At 70.3% G+C, this 17,337-nt stretch carries 15 protein-coding genes; 3 read left to right on the top strand and 12 right to left on the bottom strand.

The features are described 5' to 3' along the window. Position 1 precedes the first annotated feature (1 nt). The 6 genes from A3862_RS11960 to A3862_RS11985 form a co-directional block, all read right to left on the bottom strand. A complete protein-coding gene (locus tag A3862_RS11960; RefSeq protein WP_043759208.1) occupies positions 2 to 937 on the bottom strand; it encodes an ABC transporter permease in 936 nt (311 codons plus the stop codon). 205 nt (positions 938 to 1,142) lie between these two features. Further along, positions 1,143 to 2,405, bottom strand: coding sequence for an ABC transporter substrate-binding protein (locus A3862_RS11965; protein WP_043386400.1), 1,263 nt, complete (start codon positions 2,403 to 2,405; stop codon positions 1,143 to 1,145). Between the two features lie 17 nt (positions 2,406 to 2,422). Beyond that, entirely contained in the window at positions 2,423 to 3,418 is a 996-nt protein-coding gene (locus A3862_RS11970; RefSeq protein ID WP_111473617.1) for an ABC transporter ATP-binding protein, read from the bottom strand. Between the two features lie 298 nt (positions 3,419 to 3,716). Beyond that, positions 3,717 to 5,144 (bottom strand): dihydropyrimidinase, encoded by a 1,428-nt coding sequence (hydA, locus tag A3862_RS11975; RefSeq protein WP_043385186.1) that lies wholly within the window; start codon positions 5,142 to 5,144, stop codon positions 3,717 to 3,719. A gap of 203 nt (positions 5,145 to 5,347) precedes the next feature. Continuing rightward, on the bottom strand, positions 5,348 to 6,352 hold the full coding sequence (locus tag A3862_RS11980; protein ID WP_043759204.1) for a GlxA family transcriptional regulator: 1,005 nt from the start codon (positions 6,350 to 6,352) through the stop codon (positions 5,348 to 5,350). After that, positions 6,349 to 6,909: an isochorismatase family protein gene (locus A3862_RS11985; protein WP_043759202.1), complete on the bottom strand. Its 561-nt coding sequence runs from the start codon at positions 6,907 to 6,909 to the stop codon at positions 6,349 to 6,351. Before A3862_RS11985 ends, A3862_RS11980 begins: the two co-directional genes overlap by 4 nt. Before the next feature lie 120 nt (positions 6,910 to 7,029). Between A3862_RS11985 and A3862_RS11990 the strand changes: the two genes are divergently transcribed. The 3 genes from A3862_RS11990 (at position 7,030) to A3862_RS12000 (ending at position 9,376) form a co-directional block, all read left to right on the top strand. Beyond that, a complete protein-coding gene (locus tag A3862_RS11990; protein WP_111473618.1) occupies positions 7,030 to 7,743 on the top strand; it encodes an SIR2 family NAD-dependent protein deacylase in 714 nt (237 codons plus the stop codon). 314 nt (positions 7,744 to 8,057) lie between these two features. Next, positions 8,058 to 8,285 (top strand): hypothetical protein, encoded by a 228-nt coding sequence (locus tag A3862_RS11995; protein WP_043352204.1) that lies wholly within the window; start codon positions 8,058 to 8,060, stop codon positions 8,283 to 8,285. A 311-nt stretch (positions 8,286 to 8,596) separates the two neighbouring features. Next, the gene (locus A3862_RS12000; RefSeq protein ID WP_043385316.1) at positions 8,597 to 9,376 is read left to right on the top strand and encodes a DUF1194 domain-containing protein; all 780 of its coding nucleotides are present in this window, start codon (positions 8,597 to 8,599) and stop codon (positions 9,374 to 9,376) included. A gap of 151 nt (positions 9,377 to 9,527) precedes the next feature. Here A3862_RS12000 and A3862_RS12005 read toward each other — a convergent pair whose 3' ends face one another. The 6 genes from A3862_RS12005 to ispG all read right to left on the bottom strand — a co-directional run bounded on the left by A3862_RS12005 (position 9,528) and on the right by ispG (position 17,281). Further along, positions 9,528 to 9,911 (bottom strand): hypothetical protein, encoded by a 384-nt coding sequence (locus tag A3862_RS12005; protein ID WP_043759197.1) that lies wholly within the window; start codon positions 9,909 to 9,911, stop codon positions 9,528 to 9,530. A gap of 75 nt (positions 9,912 to 9,986) precedes the next feature. Continuing rightward, entirely contained in the window at positions 9,987 to 12,317 is a 2,331-nt protein-coding gene (locus tag A3862_RS12010) for a xanthine dehydrogenase family protein molybdopterin-binding subunit (RefSeq protein ID WP_043759195.1), read from the bottom strand. After that, complete coding sequence (locus A3862_RS12015) at positions 12,314 to 12,793, bottom strand: (2Fe-2S)-binding protein (RefSeq protein WP_043385201.1); 480 nt, start codon at positions 12,791 to 12,793, stop codon at positions 12,314 to 12,316. The genes A3862_RS12010 and A3862_RS12015 overlap by 4 nt, the downstream gene beginning before the upstream one ends. 267 nt (positions 12,794 to 13,060) lie before the next feature. Then, positions 13,061 to 13,390: a DUF6968 family protein gene (locus tag A3862_RS32605; protein WP_442919063.1), complete on the bottom strand. Its 330-nt coding sequence runs from the start codon at positions 13,388 to 13,390 to the stop codon at positions 13,061 to 13,063. A 111-nt stretch (positions 13,391 to 13,501) separates the two neighbouring features. Beyond that, positions 13,502 to 15,520, bottom strand: coding sequence for a potassium transporter Kup (locus A3862_RS12020; RefSeq protein WP_043759190.1), 2,019 nt, complete (start codon positions 15,518 to 15,520; stop codon positions 13,502 to 13,504). A 429-nt stretch (positions 15,521 to 15,949) separates the two neighbouring features. Further along, the gene (gene ispG, locus A3862_RS12025) at positions 15,950 to 17,281 is read right to left on the bottom strand and encodes a flavodoxin-dependent (E)-4-hydroxy-3-methylbut-2-enyl-diphosphate synthase (RefSeq protein WP_043356351.1); all 1,332 of its coding nucleotides are present in this window, start codon (positions 17,279 to 17,281) and stop codon (positions 15,950 to 15,952) included. Between the last annotated feature and the right edge of the window lie 56 nt (positions 17,282 to 17,337).

Genomic DNA, 17,337 nt, shown 5'->3' on the forward strand with positions numbered 1-17,337 from the left:
GCTACAGCTCCCGCCGGAGGTCGATCATCCGGGTGAGTCCCAGGATCATCAGCAGCACGGCAGCCAAGAGCACCATGGCGTTGGCCGCGGCCGCCGGGAATTGCAGGTAGGCCATCTGCACCTGGATCACCTTGCCGACGCTGGCGATCTGCTGGCCGCCCATGACGCCGACGGTGACGAAGTCGCCCATCACCAGGGTCGTCACGAAGATCGTCCCGATGGCGATGCCGGGCTTGGCCAGCGGCAGGATCACGGTCCAGAGGATCTGTGCGCCGGACGCGCCGCAATCCCGCGCCGCCTCGATCAGGCGCCGGTCGATCCGCGCGAGACTGTTGAAGATCGGCACGATCATGAACACCGTGTCGAGGTGCACGAAGGCCAGGACCACCGCGAAGTCGGAGTAGAGCAGGCCCTCGATCGGCGCGCGGATCAGCCCGAGGGCACGGAGCGTGTCGTTGACGAGGCCGTTGCGGCCGAGCAGCGGGATCCACGAGATCATGCGGATCACGTTCGAGGTCCAGAACGGGATCGTGCAGAGCAGGAACAGCCCCATCCGCACCGTGCCGGAGCGGATATAGAAGGCCAGGAAGTAGGCGATGGCGAAGCCCAGCGGCAGGGTGATCGCCAGCGTCAGCGCGACGAACTTCACCGTCGAGAGATAGGTGCGCAGCGTGGTGCAGAGGTCGGCGGACAGGCAGCCGTCGAAGACGTCGGCGTAGTTCTGCAGGGTCAGCGCCGGGATGATCTCGTACTCGTTGTACTCCCACAGCGAGACGATCCCGGTGAGCACCAGCGGCACCACCAGGAAGGCGAGGAAGACGAGGGCCAGCGGCGCGGCCTGGAGATAGGCGAGGGTGCGCCGGCGCGGGCGGCCCGCAACGGTGGGGGCTGCGGTCCGCGCGGCGGTCTCGGCGGCGGGCAGGGCGAGATCGGTCATCGGATTCGCCCCACGCGCGCCGCCGCTTCCCTCCCCCTCTGCGGGCTCCGATGTTCACACATCGGCTTCCGCGAGGCGCACCGCGCCCCCTCTCCCGCACGGGAGAGGGGGCCCGCCTTCCATCCGGCAGCCGCGTGGCCGCGCAGGACGGGCGTCTCCGAGGACCCGCGGAGGGAGAAGGACGGGGAGGGGGCGCCCACCGCCCTCACGCCGCGATGAACTCGTTCCACTTGCGCACCATGTAGGTGTTCTCGTCCATCACGGCGTTCCAGCAGGCGACCGCGCCCATCCGCGCGTCGAAGGAGCCGCCGTCGCGGGTGGCGCCGGCCTTCTCGATCAGGGTGCCGTCGGGACCGAGGATGTCCTTCTCGGCGGGCTTGCCCTCCATCCAGAAGGCCCATTCGTAGGGCTGCATGTTCGCCTGTGCGGTCTCCAGCACCGCCGAGTAGTAGCCCTGCCGGTTCAGGTAGGCCCCGGCCCAGCCGGACAGGAACCAGTTGATGAAATCGTAGGCGGCATCGAGCTTCTTGCCGCTCAGGGTCTTGGGGATGCCGAAGCCCGAGGCCCAGGCCCGGTAGCCTTCCTTCAACGGCTGATAGGTGCAGGGCACGCCTTGCGCGCGCACCTTCGTGACGGCGGGCGACCACATCGACTGGATCACCGTCTCGCCCGAGGCCATCAGGTTCACGGATTCGTTGAAGTCCTGCCAGAAGGCGCGGAACTGGCCGGCGCGCTTAGCCTCGATCAGCACCTTGATGGTGCGGTCGATCTCAGGGCGCGTCATGTTGCCCTTGTCGCCGTAGGTGTAGTCGCCGGTGGCCTCCACCACCATCGCGGCGTCCATGATACCGATGGACGGGATGTTGAGGATCGAGGCCTTGCCCTTGAAGGCCGGGTTGAGGAGCTCCTTCCAGCTCGTCACCGGGATCTTGATCAGGTCCGGCCGGATGCCCAGCGTGTCGGCGTTGTAGACGGTGGGGATCAGCGAGATCCACTCGGTCTGTTCGCCGGCAAATTTTTTCGAATCCTGGCCCTCCAGATAGAAGACCTTCCGGGGGGCCGTGCCCTGGTCGCCGATCTTCCGGCCCCCCACCTCGCCCTTGGTGAAGATCGACGAGATCTTGTCGGCCAGTTTGATCCGTTTGGCGTCCATGCCCTGGAGGTTGCCGGAGGGCAGGATCTTCTTGAGGCTGAAATACTCGGTGTCGACCAGGTCGAAGGAATTCGGCTGGGTGACGACGCGCTTGGTCACCTCGTCGGTCACCACCGGTATGTACTCGATGGTGAGGCCCAGATCCTCCTTCACCTTCCTGGCGATGTCGGCGGACTGGTTCACCGCGGTGCCGAGGTAGCGCAGGGTCACCGGCTCGGCGGCGTGCACCGCCGGGAAGCCGGTGACCGGCGTCGCGGCCAGCGCGGCGGCCCCCTTCAGGAGCGTGCGCCGGCTCGGCTTCGAGAAAGCATCCATCGTCGTCTCCGTACCGGTTATGCGTCGAGGCGGTGGGCGGCGGCCGCGTCCCAGCCGACCGGAATCGTGTCGCCCGGGCGCAGCGGGCGGGCGGCGAAATCCGCGTCGCTGAGGATCGCCGTGAGGGCGGCGGGGCTCTCAGGCGCGCGCTCCAGCCCCTCTGCGTCGAGGCCGACATGGACGCTGGTGCCCTGGTACTCGACAGCCACCACCCGGGCCGGCCGCGCGGCGGGGCCGGCCTCGGCGCCGAGGCGCATCCGGTCCGCCCGCACGGAGATGAGCCCGTCGGGCAGGCGGATCACGTTGTGGCCGCCGATGAACCGGGCCACGAAGGCGGTCGCCGGCCGCTCGAACACGGTGCGCGGGTCGGCGGCCTGCTCGATCCGCCCGGCATTCATCACCACCACGAGGTCGGAGAGCGCCATCGCCTCCTCCTGGCTGTGGGTGACGTGGATGAAGGTGAGGCCCAGCTCGGTCTGGATCCGCTTCAGCTCGACCCGCATCCGGACCCGCAGGAACGGGTCGAGCGCCGAGAGCGGCTCGTCGAGCAGCAGCACCTTCGGGCCGGTGACGAGGGCGCGGGCGAGCGCGACGCGCTGCTGCTGGCCGCCGGAGAGCTGGGCCGGCAGGCGCCCGGCGAGGTGGCTCATCTGCACGAGGTCGAGCATCGCCATGGCCTTGGCCCGGCGCTCCGCCTTGCCGATTCCACGCATCCGCAGGCTGAAGGCGACGTTGTCCCGCGCATCGAGATGCGGGAACAGGGCGTAGCTCTGGAACATCATGGCGGTGCCGCGCTCGGACGGCGCCGCGTCGCCCACCGCCTTCGGGCCGATCACCACGTCGCCCGCGCTGGCGCGCTCGTGGCCGCCGATCATCCGGAGCGTCGTGGTCTTGCCGCAGCCGGAGGGGCCGAGCAGGCAGCAATAGGCCCCGGACGGCACCTTCAGGTCGATGGCATCGACCGCGGTCGCCGCGCCGTAGCGCTTGGTCAGGCCGATCAGCTCGACATTCATGTGAGGCTCGCCTGCTTCCGGCGATGTGCAAGATACAAGAGTGGCACGATCACTCTTGAAGGCCGCGACACGCCCCCTCTCCCGTGCGGGAGAGGGTAGGGGTGAGGGACGAGAACGTTCAGGACGGGGCACACCCTTGCCATGCGCGCCCTATCCGGAAGCCGCACGCCCCTCACCCTGTCCCTCTCCCGCACGGGAGAGGGGACCCGCGCTCGATCCGGTCGACGCCGCGTCCGCAACATCGATTCCCCCTGTGTCGCCCGCCATCCGACACCGGAGAGCAAGCGGCGGGCCAAGGCTACGCCTCCCGCCGCTCGGCCGGATCGACCGCCCGGTCCAGCACCCGCCCGCGGCCCGGCTCGGACAGGACCCGGCCATCCTCGGCGATGACCTGCCCGCCCGCGATGGTCATCACCGGCCAGCCGGTGACCTCGAACCCTTCCCACGGCGTGTAGTCGGAGCCGTGGTGGAGGATCTCCTGGCGGATGGTCTCGCGCCGGTTCGGGTCCCAGAGGGTCAGGTCGGCGTCGAAGCCCGGGGCGATCGAGCCCTTGCGCGGGTACAGCCCGTAGAGCTTCGCGTGGTTCGTGGCGGTGAGCGCGGCGAACTGGTTGAGGCTGATGCGCCCCTTCGAGACGCCCTCGGAGAAGAACACCGGCAGCCGCGTCTCGATGCCGGGGATGCCGTTCGGGATCCAGCGGAAGGAGGTCTTACCCCGCGGGTTCAGCTTGCCCTGCGGGTCGTCGTAGCGGAACGGGCAATGGTCGGACGAGACCACGTCGAAGATCCCGCGCCGGATCCCCGACCACACCGCCTCCTGGCTCTCGACATCCCGCGTCGGCGGCGAGCAGACGTATTTCGACCCCGCCATCGGATCGTCCTGGCCGAGCCCCTTCATGTCTTCGGCCGTCAGGGTCAGGTATTGCGGGCAGGTCTCGGCCCGGATCTTCAGGCCCCGTCCCTGAGCCCAGGCGATCTGCTCGGTGGCCTCGCGGCCCGAGACGTGGACGATCACGATGGGCAGGTCGATCAGCTCGGCGTGGCTGATGGCCCGGTGGGCCGCCTCCCGCTCGACGATCTCGGGGCGCGACAGGGCGTGGCCGTAGGGCCTCGTCTCGCCCGCCCGCTCCAGACGCTCGCTGAGGTAGCGGATTGCGTCGTAGCCCTCCGCGTGGACCATGACCCGGGCGCCCTGCCGCCGCGCGACGTGGAACACGTCGAGGAGCTGGCGGTCGTTCAGCACGAGGTCGTCGTAGGTCATGAAGACCTTGAACGAGGTGTAGCCGTCGGCGACCAAGGCCGGCAGCTCCTGGCCGAGCACCGCCTCGGTCGGGTCCGAGATGATCATGTGGATCGCCACGTCGACGTGGCACTGGCCCTCGGCCCTGGCCCGGTAGGCGTCGACCGCCCCGCGCAGGGAGGCGCCCCGGGGCTGGAGCGCGAAGGGCATCACGCAGGTGTTGCCGCCGGCCGCCGCCGCCCGGGTGGCGCTGGCGAAGTCGTCGGCCATGACGATGCCGGGGCCCGAATCCTGGGCGATGTGGACATGGCTGTCGATGCCGCCGGGCAGGACCAGCAGGCCGGAGGCGTCGATCACCCGGGCGGCGTCGGCGATGCCCTCGGCCACAGCCACGATCCGGCCGCCGCGCACGCCGACATCCGCCCGCACCGTGTCGCTCGCCGTGACCACGGTCCCGCCGCGGATCGCCAGGTCGAATTCGGGCATGATGCGCTCTCCTCCGCGCCCGCGGGCGCCTGTCGGGACGGGCGGATGCATCGTCCGCGCCGATTCGGACGATGCGAGGAGGGCACAGCCATCCGGCGGGGTCCAGAGCGTGGTCGGGGGATCCCAAAGGGCTCACCCCTTTGGCAGGGGTTCGGGGGCGGTGCCCCTGAGGCCCCAGGGCTCCGCCCTGGACCCGCGAAAGGTCACGGACCTTTCGAAACCAAGATTTGGGTTCGGAGATTCGAGGGCGCGGCGTCGTGGAACTGACGCCAGACCCGCCGCATGTGGCGGGCCGAGCCGAAGCCCGCGCGGTCGGCGACCTGCTCCAGGGCAAGGTCGGTCTGGGCGATCAGGTCCCGGGCCAGCGCGATCCGGGCGCGGTTGACCGCATCGGTCACCGTCATCCCGGCATGGACCCGGAACAGCCGGGCGAGGTTGCGCGGGCTCGCCCCGGCGAGGCGGCCGAGGATCTCGGGGGACCAGGCGCGGGCGGGTTCGGCGGTGATCGCGTCCTGGGCGCGGTGCACCACCGGGTGCAGGTGGCTGCGGCCTTCGAGCCAGGGTGAGAGCTGCGGGTCGTCGGGGCCGCGCCGCATGTAGACCACCAGGGTCCGGGCCGCCGCCAGCGCCGCGGCCGGGCCGGCCCATTCGGCGACGAGATGGAGCATCAGGTCCACGCCCGCGGTCACGCCGGCGCTGCTGAACCGGTCCCGGTCCTGCACGAACAGCCTGTTCTCCAGCACCCGCGCCTGCGGCGCCAGGGCGGCGAGCCGGGCGCAGCTCGCGTGATGGGTGGTGCAGGCATAGCCGTCGAACAGGCCGGCCCGAGCCGCCAGCAGCGTACCGTCGCAGACCGTCACCAGGGTGTGGCCCGGCCGGACCGCGCCGCGCAGCCAGTCGACGATCCGCGCTTCGGCGGCGCCCTCGTCCGGATCGGCCTCGCCGCCGAGCACCCGGGCCGACGCGCCCGGCACGAGCACCACGGTGCCCGGCGCGATCGCCTCCGGCAGCGGCTCGGTGCCGCCGAGATCCAGACCGATCGAGCAGCGGGTGCGCGCCTCCGGCGCCACGTAGCGCACCGAGAACGCGACCCGCTCCTGAGCCGCCCCGGCGATGCGCAGGACCTCGACCGGTCCCGCGAGGTCGAGCAGCAGGGTGCGCGGCGGCAAGACCACGAGGACCGGGATGCGCCGCGCCGTCCCGCTCATGCCGCGACCGGCAAGTCCCGACCGGCGAGCGCCTGCTCCACCGTGGCGATGCGGGCGAAGCGGTCCATCAGCACCAGCTCGGTGCGGGCCTTGATGTCGTCCGCCGTGAACCGGCGTCCGGACGGATGGGTCATCGCGAAGGTCAGCGTCGCCTCGGTGACGTAATCCACCTGCCAGCCGCTGTCGGAGGCGTGGCGGGTGGTTGTCTCGCAGCATTGCTCGGTGCGGATGCCGGACACGATCAGGCGCCGTATGCCCTGCTGCGTCAGCCAGCCGGGCAGGCCGCTATCGACCAGGGCACTGTGCCGACGCTTGTGGAAGATCGCCGTCGGCGCGATCACGATCGGCTCCAGGGTGCGGACATGGCCGGAGGCGGCGGCGAAGGGACCGCTCTCGGCGAGGTGGAAGATCTGCAGGATCGGAATCCGGCGCGCCGCGGCACCGTCGATGAGCGTCTGCAGGCGCTCGGTGAAGGGCGCGACATCGGCGTCGTTCCAGAAGGGCCTGTGCCGGAAGGATTCCTGGACATCGATGACCAGCAGCGCAACATCGGACATTTCGTGTCTCCCGCTCGGTGAAGCGAGCCGCAGAATTCCTCGGCTTGACCCTGGGCGAAAGAAACCGCGCTGCCAGCCAGCGGACATATCCGGCCAATCTCCGGCAAGCAGGAGCACCGCATGACGGACCATCCCAGGACGATCTTCGTGCTGACCGGGGCCGGCGTCTCGGCCGAGAGCGGGCTCGGCACGTTCCGGGACCGCGGCTGGATCTGGGCGCGGTTCGACCCGATGCGGCTCGCCACCCCGGAGGCCTACGCGGCCGACCCCGACACGGTGCTCGACTTCTACGACCATCGCCGCCGCGGCGCGGTCGCGGCCGAGCCGAACGCCGCGCATGTCGCTCTGGCGCAGACCGAGGCGCGGCTCGCCGCGCGGGGCGGGCGGCTGTTCCTGTGCACGCAGAACGTCGACGACCTGCACGAGCGGGCCGGCTCGCAGGCGGTCACCCACATGCACGGCGAATTGCTCAAGGCGCGCTGCTGCGCCTGCGATGCGGTCACGCCGTGGCGCGCCGACCTGAGCCGGGCCGATCGCTGCCCCGCCTGCGGCGTGTCGGGCCGGATGCGGCCGGACGTGGTCTGGTTCGGCGAGATGCCGATGCACCTCGACGCGATCGAGGCGGCGCTGGCCTGGGCGGACCTGTTCGTGGCCGTGGGTACGTCGGGGGCGGTCTACCCGGCGGCGGGCTACGTCCGGCAGGCCCGGGCGCTCGGCATCCCGACCTGCGAGGTCAACCTGGAGCCGTCCGACAACGCCGACGCCTTCGACGAGGCCCGGTACGGGCCGGCGAGCGCCGCACTGCCGCGCTATCTGGCCGAACTCGGCCTCTAGGCGGGCCCGGGGGCGGCGGCGCGGGTCCATGAGGGTCCATGAGGGTCCATGCGGGGACTTGGGACGGGCGACGGCCGGGTCCGACCGCGCGGCATTCGCGACCCGGTTTGCCAAGCTGTTTTGAGAACAGGGTTTTTCGATCCGTGATCGTCCGGCTCCGGCCAGGATCAAAATCTTAAATGACGCGAATCACATCGGCGCGAGCTGTCAAGAACTGGTCGGGCAGTTGCCCAGGGGTTACAACAGTCAAGCTCGGGATCGGCGTCGCGGCCTACCCGGGCGTTCGTTGAAGCCACAAGGGGAAGCAACTACCCATGCAGCACTTCACCGTAACCGACCGCGAGCGTGACACCGTCCTGGCGGCGCTGCGCTATTACCAGTTCTACCGGATGCAGGGTCATCCGTTCGATCCCCGCCAGGATCACCTGATCGACACCATCGCCGGCCGGGCCGGCGAGGCGCTGGACCTCGCCGAGATCGACGATCTCTGCGCCGGCCTGAACGGCAACCGGCACGCCCTCGCCGCGGCGGCGGCGGCCTAAGCACCTTCCTGGGCGGCCGAGGCCGTCCTCGACGACCCCGCGGCCGGCCCAGGGATGGGGCCGGAGGACGGGCCACCTCCGAGATGAGCGGGCTACCGCCGCCGGAGCGAATCCTCCTCACCGGGGCCGGGCTTCGCGCCCGCACGACACCCTGCCGACGCGCATCCGGGCCTGCCCGCAGCGCGTCGGTCCGACGGGCGGGGCCGCGCGGCGGCCCCCCCGAAAGGCCGGTTTCGCGTCCCGTCGAAACGTGGCCTAACGGATGCGCGACGGCCGCAGGGCCGCGCCTTCCGGGAGCGCCGAGGCCGATGATGCGGACGGGTTCGGGATGGATCCGCCGCGGCGCGCTGCGGGGCGCCGGCCTCCTGCTCCTCGGGCTGGCGCCCGCCAAGGCCGCACCTGAGAGCGTCGCCACCGCGCTGGTCGTCTCGGTGGACGTGTCGCAATCCGTCGACGAATCGCGATTCCGGCTCCAGATGGAGGGCATCGCGGAGGCCTTGGAGGATCCGTCGGTGATCGGCGCGATCACCGGCAATCCGGGCGGGATCCTATTTGCGATGGTGACCTGGGCGGACCGGGCGAACCTCGCGGTCGGCTGGCGGCGGATCGCCAACCGCGTCGATGCTGCGGCGACCGCCGCCCTCGTCCGGGCCACGCCCCGGCAGGCCGGCGAGTTCACCTGCCTCGGCCAGATGTTCCGCACGGTGACCGACGCCGTGCTCCCGACGCTCCCGATCCCGGCCGAGCGCGTGGTGGTCGACGTCTCCGGCGACGGGATCGACAATTGCACCGACGCCGACAGCCTCGCGGAGGCGCATGCGGCGCTGCTCGCCACCGGCGCGACGGTCAACGGCCTGCCGATCCTGGTGCCCGGCGAGAACGACGTGGTCGGGGCCGGGGCCTATCGGGCGCCGGGCTACGGCCTGCTCCCGACCCCGCTGCCGCAGGAACGCACGAGCCTGGAGCAATGGTACCGCGCCCACGTCATCGGCGGCCCGGGGGCGTTCCTGCTTGCGGCCGCCGGCTACGGCGATTTCTCGCGGGCGTTGCGGCGGAAGTTCGTGATCGAGATCAGCGCGCTGGGCCGGTGAGGCGGCAAGCCCAGCCAGGGCTCACGTCGAACCCTTCCCCTCATCCTCAGGTGACCGCGCAGCGGGCCTCAGGATGAGAGAGGTGGCTTGGATCGATGCGGGAGCGGCCAGCCTCGCGCATCGAACCCGTCAGCCCGTTCTATGAAGTGCCTCAGGGTGCCTTCTTCAACTGCTGCTCGACGCGGGACAGGGCCGCCTCGCAGCCCTTGGCGTCACCCTTCGAATCGGCCGTGCGCGCCTCTTCGAGGGCGACCTGCGCCTGCTGGGCGGCATCCGCCCCCTGGCCGGCCTGGGCCGACTTTTCCGGCGGCGCCTCGGGGGATTCCTTCGCCCGCTGACCCTCCGTGCCGGTGACCCCCTCGCCGCCGCGCTTGGCGGCATTGCCCTGGCCGCTGGTCGAGGCGGAGATCGACTGCCTCATCTCGGACTGAACCCGCTTGGAAACGCTGTCGATCCGGTCGCCGCAGGGCGAGGCGAGGGCCGGGGCTGCCGTCAGGATCAGGGTCAGGCAGGCCGTCAGGGCGGGACGCATCATCGGGTCGGGTACTTTCCAAAAGAATGGGGCCGCAGGTTCCCCCTGCGGCCCCAACGTCTCGCGACGGGTGACGGTTCAGGCGCTCAGCTGATCGCGGATCGGCAATTGCCGGACCCGGCGGCCCGTGGCCGCGAAGATCGCGTTGGCGATCGCCGGCGCCACCGGCGGCACGCCGGGCTCGCCGACGCCGCCGAGCGGCCCGTCCCAATTGCCGGTCGGCACGAGGTGCACGCGGACCACCTTCGGGGCGGCGTCGATCCGGAGGACCTCGTAGCCGTCGAAGTTGTTCTGCACCGCCCGGCCCTGCTTGAAGGTGATCTCGGAGGTCAGGGCGAGCCCCATCCCCATGACCACGGCGCCCTCCATCTGCGAGCGGATGCGCTCCGGGTTCACCTGCGGCCCGCAATCAACCGCGATGTCGATCGCCTTCACCTTCACCTGGCCCTTGTCGTCGACCTCCACCTCGGCCGCCACCGCCGTGTAGGTGACGAAGCTGTAGTGGCCGGCGATGCCGAGGCCGGTGCCCTTGGGCATCTGCCGCCCCCAGCCCGCGCCCTTGGCGGCCGCCTCGATCACGCCGCGCAGGCGGCCGGTCTCGATCGGGTAGCGCTTCGGGTCCTCGCCGTAGTTCCAGACGTCGCCGATCTCGGTCGGGCTGATCTTGCGATCGGGTCCGATGAGGTCGAGCAGGTACTCCTTCGGCTCGCGGCCGGCGGCGTGCGCCAGCTCCGACACGAAGGACTGGATCGCGAAGGCGTGCGGGATGTTCGACACCGAGCGGAACCAGCCGATGCGGACATGGGCGGCAGCCTCGGGGTTCTCCAGCCGCATGTTCGGGATGTTCAGCGGCGTGTTGACCAGCCCCATCCCGAGCTCGAACGGCAGCTCGTGCTTCGGATCGGGCGCGAAGATCGAGCCGATCGTCGGCGCCACCGAGCGGTGCAGCCACGCCACCGGCATGCCCTTTTCGTCGAGGCCGGCCTCCAGATGTTCCACCGAGATCGTGTGGTAGAAGCCGTGGTGCAGGTCGTCCTCGCGGGTCCAGGCGAGCTTCACCGGGGCGCCGCCCACGGCCTGCGAGCAGAGCGCCGCCTCGACCACGTAGTCGGGCTTCGACTTGCGCCCGAACCCGCCGCCGAGCAGCGTCACGTTCACCTTGACCTTGTCGTCGGGCAGCTTGAGCGCCTTCATCAGGCGGTCGTTGGCCGCCTGCGGACCCTGCGTGCAGGCCCAGGCCTCGCAGAGTCCGTCCTTCACGCGGGCCACCGCCGCCGGGGGCTCCATCGGCGCCTGGGCGAGGTGGGGCACGAAGTACTCGGCCTCGACCCTGGTCTTGGCCTTGGCGAGGGCGCCGTCGACGTCGCCCTGCGTGCGCACGACCTTGCCGGGCTTGCGGGCCGCGGCCTCCAGCTCCTTGCGGAACGCGTCGGTGTCGTAGCCGGCGTTCGGACCGTCGTCCCAGGTGATCTTGAGGGCGTCCCGGGCCTTCAGGGCCGCCCAGGTGTTCTTGGCGACTACCGCGACGCCGCCGAGCGGCATGAACTCGGACGGGATCGTGCCGCCGTCGATCTTGAAGATCTTCACGACGCCCGGGACCTTCTTGGCCTCGCTGTCGTCGAAGGACTTCACCGTGCCGCCATAGACGGCCGGGCGCGCGACGACCGCGTAGAGCATCCCGTCGAGCTTGGTGTCGAGGCCGTAGACGGCCTTGCCGGTGGTGATGTCGAAATTGTCGATCAGCCCGACCTTGCCGGTGCCGATGTAGCGGAAGTCCTTGGGGTCCTTCAGCTTGACGTCGGTGGGCACCGGCAGCTCGGCGGCGGCCTGGGCCACGGCCCCGTAGCCGAGGGTGCGGCCCGACTTGGCGTGGGTCAGGGTGTGGTTGACCGCCGTCACCTCGGAGGCCGGCACGCCCCATTGCTTGGCCGCGGCCTGGATCAGCATCAGCCGCGCGGCGGCGCCGGCGTGGCGGAAGTGCTGGAAGAAGTGGCGGGTCGAGCGCGAGCCGTCGGTGTCCTGGTTGCCGAAGCGGGTCTCGTCACCCCAGGCCTGGACCACCTTCACCTTCGACCAGTCGGCCTCCAGCTCGTCGGCGACCGTGAAGGCCACCGAGGTCCGGATGCCCTGGCCCATGTCGGAACGGTGGTTGGTCACCGTGACGGTGCCGTCCGGCGCGATGGCGACGAAGATCTTCGGATCGTCGCGCCAGCCGTGCGGCATGCCGTCGGCGCCGAATTTTTGGGCCTTCTGCTCGGCGGTCTGGGTCTCGTCGGCTCGCGCCGGACGCAGCGAGAGGGCCAGAACGAGAGCGCCGGCGCCACCGAGGATCCCGCGGCGGCTGACATTGTCGAGGGCCGGCTTGGTGCCGGCGGCGAGCTGGGCGCTCATCTTCGCGTCGTGGATCACAGGCGCTCTCCCTTGGTGGCGGGCGCCGGCTGGCCGGCAGCCTGATGGATCGCGGCGCGGATGCGCGGGTAGGTGCCGCAGCGGCAGATGTTGCCGCTCATCGTGTCGTCGATGTCCTGATCGGACGGCTTCGGCGTGTCCTTCAGGAGCGCGGCGGCCTGCATGATCTGGCCGCACTGGCAGAAGCCGCACTGGGCGACGTTCTGGTCGCGCCACGCCACCTGCACCGGGTGGTTGCCGTCCGGCGACAGCCCCTCGATGGTGACGACCTCCTGGCCGGCGGCGGCCGAGACCGGGGTGATGCAGGCACGGGTCGCCGTCCCGCCGAGATGGATGGTGCAGGCCCCGCAGAGCGAGACGCCGCAGCCGAACTTCGTGCCGGTGAGCCCGAGTTCGTCCCGCAGGTACCACAGCAGCGGCATGTCGGGGTCGCCGTCGAAGCTGCGCGCAGCCCCGTTCACGGTGAGTTTGATCATCGTTGCGTCCTGTCTGGCGGCGCCGGAGCGGCGATCAGTCGGGTCTGAGCCGGGCCGGAGGCCAAGGCCGGATTTGCCAGCTAACGTTCACCGATGCGGCCGGGCCGCCGGGCTAACGCTCAAGCTCAGAATAATAAGTATTCTAAATCAGGCCTCGGGCCGGGCGCAACGCAGGGACGGGGCCGGTCATCCGCGAGTGGTTGCGCTCAGGACATGCCGCGTGCGGCGGCGCACATCGTCAGGGCGTGCGATCACAGGCAGCATGCCTCACGCGGGGCACGACGTGATCCACGACCGCGCGCACCCGGTGCGCGTGGCGTGCCGGGTGGCTTCGCTCCGCTCGCACAGGCAGCGCAGGGCCCTCGCTCCTCGAGACCTTGTCCGCGCCGATCGGACGCGCGTGGCCGTTCTACGGAATAGGAGAGCCGGCCCATGCCCGGGCTTTGCCCCCACCCGGGTGCCGGTCTCGTGGGCCGCGCTGACCTTGAGGTCGATGCCGGTCCTCTGCATCGCTAAGTGGACGGCCCGCAGCGCATCGACGCCGGCCCCGAAATTCTCGCACGGCTCTTCGGGCCGGCCGATCGTGAAGCGGCAGATCCCGTGCCCGTCCGTGTCTTCCGGCGCTCGAGCCGGACCGCGCCAGGAATGTCCGCCACCGGCCCGCGGATCGTCAGGATGCGCGTGCCGATGACCATGGCGGCGTGGTCCTCACACCGTGACCTGCGTGCCGACCTCCACGACCCGCCCGGTGGGGATCTGGAAGAAGTCCGTGGCGTCGTTAGCGTTCTTGGCGAGGGTGATGAAGATCCGGTCCTGCCAGAGCGGCATGCCCGAATGCGCCGCCGGCCGGATCGAGCGGCGGGACAGGAAGAACGACGTCGCCATGATGTCGAACTTGAAGCCCTGGCGGCGCAGCAGCACCAGCGTCTTCGGGATGTTCGGCGTCTCCATGTAGCCGAACTTCATCACGACCCGGTAGAAATGCGGGCCCACCGGCTCGATCCGCACCTTGTCGGCCTCGTTGGAGCGGGGCGTGTCCACCGTCTCGACGGTGAGGATCACGTTCTTCTCGTGCAGCACCTTGTTGTGCTTGAGGTTGTGCAGGAGCGCGGCCGGGGCGATCTCGGGATCGCTCGTCAGGAACACCGCGGTGCCGCGCACGTGGTGGGGTGGGCTCTTCTCCAGCATGCCGACCAGTTCCACGAGCGGCACGTCGGTCTTGCGGGTCTTGTTGAACAGGATCGTGACGCCCCGCACCCAGGTCCACATCAGGATGATGAGGCCGCCGGCGAGCAGCAGCGGCACGTAGCCCCCTTCCACCACCTTGATCAGGTTTGACAGCAGGAACAGGAACTCCAGGACGATGAAGGGTAGCATCACGGCGGCCGCCGCCACCGGCGACCATTTCCACATGCGCCACATCACCAGGAAGGTCAGCGAGGCGGTGAGCAGCATCGTGCCGGTCACCGCGATGCCGTAGGCCGAGGCCAGCGACGAGGAGGTCTTGAACAGCACCGCCAGCAGGACGACACCCACCATCAGCAGCCCGTTGATCTGCGGCAGATAGATCTGCCCGGCATGCGACTCGGAGGTATGGCGGATCTCCAGTCGCGGCAGCAGGCCGAGCTGGATCGCCTGCCGGGATAAAGAGAAGGCGCCGGTGATCACCGCCTGGCTCGCCACCACGGTGGCGATCGTGGCGAGGATCACCATCGGCAGCAGGCCCCAGGCCGGCACCAGCTGGAAGAACGGGTCGGCGGTGTCGGGCTTCTCCAGTACCAGGGCCGCCTGCCCGAGATAGTTGAGGGCGAGCGCCGGGAAGACGAGGCCGATCCAGGCCAGCTGGATCGGCTTGCGGCCGAAATGGCCGAGATCGGCAAACAGCGCCTCGGCCCCGGTCACCGCCAGGAACACCGCGCCCAAGGCCACCAGCGCCCCGGTGCCATGGCCGAGCAGGTAGTTCACGGCGTGCCAGGGATTGATGGCGCGGAACACCTCCGGGTGCAGGCCGATATGCGGCAGTGCCGCCAGCGCCATGGCGAGGAACCAGACGATGGTCACCGGCCCGAAGAAGGCCGCGACCTTGCCGGTGCCGCGGTTCTGCACGAGGAACAGCGCGACGATGATCACCACGGTGATCGGCAGCACGTAATCGTCGAGGGCGGGGGTGACGAGCTTCAGGCCCTCCACCGCCGAGAGCACCGAGATCGCCGGGGTGATCACCGCGTCGCCGTAGAACAGCGAGGCGCCCATCAATCCCAGCATGAACACGATGCGCGAGCCGCCCAGCGCCTTCCGGGCGAGCGCCATCAGCGAGAGGATGCCGCCCTCGCCGTTGTTGTCCATGCGCAGCAGGATCGCGACGTATTTCACCGTCACGATCATGAACAGCGCCCAGAGGATCAGCGAGACGGTGCCGATCACCTCCTCGGGCAGCAGGATGCCGTCGGTGCGGGCGGGAACCAGCGCCTCGCGGAAGGCGTAGAGCGGGCTGGTGCCGATATCCCCGTAGACGACGCCGACGGAGCCGACGAGGAGCGTCCAGAAGCCGGCATGGCCGTGGCGCGTCTCCGCCTTCTCGGGGGCATCGAGGGTGCCGGAGGTCGCCGGCCCGTGCATGGGCGTCTGGCCGGCCGTCTCGTCAGACGCCGCGGCGGCCTCCCGCGCGGCGTCGGGCGCTGCGGGCGCGGGCTGGGCTGCTACGCCGGGTGCGAAGTTGTGGCTCATGGGGATGTCGGAAGCTCGGGCGTGGCCGGCGCTTCGCGGTTCGGCTCAGGGGCCAGTCGGGGCCGGGCAGAACACGCGAACACTCCGCCGAACCGTGCGGGCCGGCCACCGGGCCGACCGCTCGCGGGATCGTGTGGCCTTGCTATCATGCCCTCGTGCGGCCGGAAACCGTGTGCCTCTGCGAAGATCGCGGAGCTGGGTCTCGGTGCGATTCAGGTCCGAATGCGATGCGCCGGAGGCGCGACACGCTCGCGCGCCGGCCCGATGCGCCTCCGGATCAAGCGCCTGAACTGACGCGGGTTCTGGTTTCCGGACCCGCCCGCGGAGCCCCGGAATGCCGGTGCGGCGGGAGGTGTCCTCCCGGGCGAGGACAGACTTCACCGAGCCGCGACGGGAGCGGGCCGGGGGTGTTTACCCCCGCACCGCGCCTCACTCGGCGGCGGTGCGCGTCCCGCCCTGCTGACCGAATCGGCGCTGGATGTAGTCGATCACGATCGTCTCGAAATCCTTGGCCAGCGTCGGGCCGCGCAGGGTCATGGCCTTCTTGCCGTCGATGAAGACCGGCGCGGTCGGGGTCTCGCCGGTGCCGGGCAGCGAGATGCCGATATCGGCGTGCTTCGATTCGCCCGGGCCGTTCACGATGCAGCCCATAACGGCGACGTTCAGCCCCTCGACGCCCGGATAGGACTTCTTCCACTCCGGCATGGAGGTAACGATCCAGTTCTGGATGTCCCGGGCGAGTTCCTGGAAGGTGGTCGAGGTCGTGCGACCGCAGCCCGGGCAGGCCGCCACCATCGGCACGAAGGTGCGGAACCCCATCGTCTGCAGGAGTTCCTGGCTGGCCTTGACCTCGACGGTCCGGTCGCCGCCGGGCTCTGGGGTGAGCGAGTAGCGGATCGTGTCGCCGATGCCCTCCTGGAGGAGCACGCCGATGGCGGCGGAGGCGGCCACGAGACCCTTCGAGCCCATGCCGGCCTCGGTGAGGCCGAGATGGATCGCGTAATCCGAACGGCGCGCCACCTCGCGGTAGACGGCGATCAGGTCCTGCACGGCCGAGACCTTGGCCGAGAGGATGATCTTGTTCTGCGGCAGGCCGAGTTCCACGGCGCGGTCGGCCGAGCTGATCGCCGAGCGGACCATCGCCTCGCGCATCACCGCGCGGGCATCGATCGGCCGCGGCGCCTTGGCGTTCTCGTCCATCAGGTGGGTGAGCAGCTCGCCGTCGAGCGAGCCCCAGTTGGCGCCGATCCGCACGGTCTTGTTGTGCTTGATCGCCTGCTCGATGATTGCCGAGAACTGGGTGTCCTTCTTGTCCTTGAAGCCGACGTTCCCGGGATTGATCCGGTACTTGGCGAGCGCCTCGGCGCAGGCCGGGTGGTCGGCGAGCAGCTTATGGCCGATGTAGTGGAAGTCGCCCACCAGCGGGACGTGGACGCCGATCCGGTCGAGGCGCTCGCGGATCTTCGGCACCGCCGCCGCCGCCTCGTCCCGGTCGACCGTGATGCGCACCAGTTCCGAGCCGACCCGGGCGAGCTGGGCGACCTGCGCCACCGTGGCGTCGATGTCGGCCGTGTCGGTGTTGGTCATCGACTGGACGACGATCGGCGCGCCGCCGCCGACCGTGACCGCGCCTTCGCCCTCGCCGACCGTCACGCCGACGGTGCGGTGGCGCGGCGCGGGGCCGGCGATTTCCGGGCCGCCACCGGCCAGCGGGTTGTCGGCGGCAGGGCTTTCGGAACGGGTGGCTTCCATGACTTCCATCGTGGACCTTCGCGGGCGCGCCTCACGGGACGCCGGAGCCTGAGGGCTGCCGGGTC

This window comes from Methylobacterium sp. XJLW, assembly GCF_003254375.1.
GTDB lineage: Bacteria > Pseudomonadota > Alphaproteobacteria > Rhizobiales > Beijerinckiaceae > Methylobacterium > Methylobacterium fujisawaense.

Bases quoted from the DNA above. Each gene is read 5' to 3' on its own strand.
- A3862_RS11960 (WP_043759208.1), bottom strand. From the start codon at position 937: ATGACCGATCTCGCCCTGCCCGCCGCCGAGACCGCCGCGCGGACCGCA.
- A3862_RS11965 (WP_043386400.1), bottom strand. From the start codon at position 2,405: ATGGATGCTTTCTCGAAGCCGAGCCGGCGCACGCTCCTGAAGGGGGCC.
- A3862_RS11970 (WP_111473617.1), bottom strand. From the start codon at position 3,418: ATGAATGTCGAGCTGATCGGCCTGACCAAGCGCTACGGCGCGGCGACC.
- hydA (WP_043385186.1), bottom strand. From the start codon at position 5,144: ATGCCCGAATTCGACCTGGCGATCCGCGGCGGGACCGTGGTCACGGCG.
- A3862_RS11980 (WP_043759204.1), bottom strand. From the start codon at position 6,352: ATGAGCGGGACGGCGCGGCGCATCCCGGTCCTCGTGGTCTTGCCGCCG.
- A3862_RS11985 (WP_043759202.1), bottom strand. From the start codon at position 6,909: ATGTCCGATGTTGCGCTGCTGGTCATCGATGTCCAGGAATCCTTCCGG.
- A3862_RS11990 (WP_111473618.1), top strand. From the start codon at position 7,030: ATGACGGACCATCCCAGGACGATCTTCGTGCTGACCGGGGCCGGCGTC.
- A3862_RS11995 (WP_043352204.1), top strand. From the start codon at position 8,058: ATGCAGCACTTCACCGTAACCGACCGCGAGCGTGACACCGTCCTGGCG.
- A3862_RS12000 (WP_043385316.1), top strand. From the start codon at position 8,597: ATGCGGACGGGTTCGGGATGGATCCGCCGCGGCGCGCTGCGGGGCGCC.
- A3862_RS12005 (WP_043759197.1), bottom strand. From the start codon at position 9,911: ATGATGCGTCCCGCCCTGACGGCCTGCCTGACCCTGATCCTGACGGCA.
- A3862_RS12015 (WP_043385201.1), bottom strand. From the start codon at position 12,793: ATGATCAAACTCACCGTGAACGGGGCTGCGCGCAGCTTCGACGGCGAC.
- A3862_RS12020 (WP_043759190.1), bottom strand. From the start codon at position 15,520: ATGAGCCACAACTTCGCACCCGGCGTAGCAGCCCAGCCCGCGCCCGCA.
- ispG (WP_043356351.1), bottom strand. From the start codon at position 17,281: ATGGAAGTCATGGAAGCCACCCGTTCCGAAAGCCCTGCCGCCGACAAC.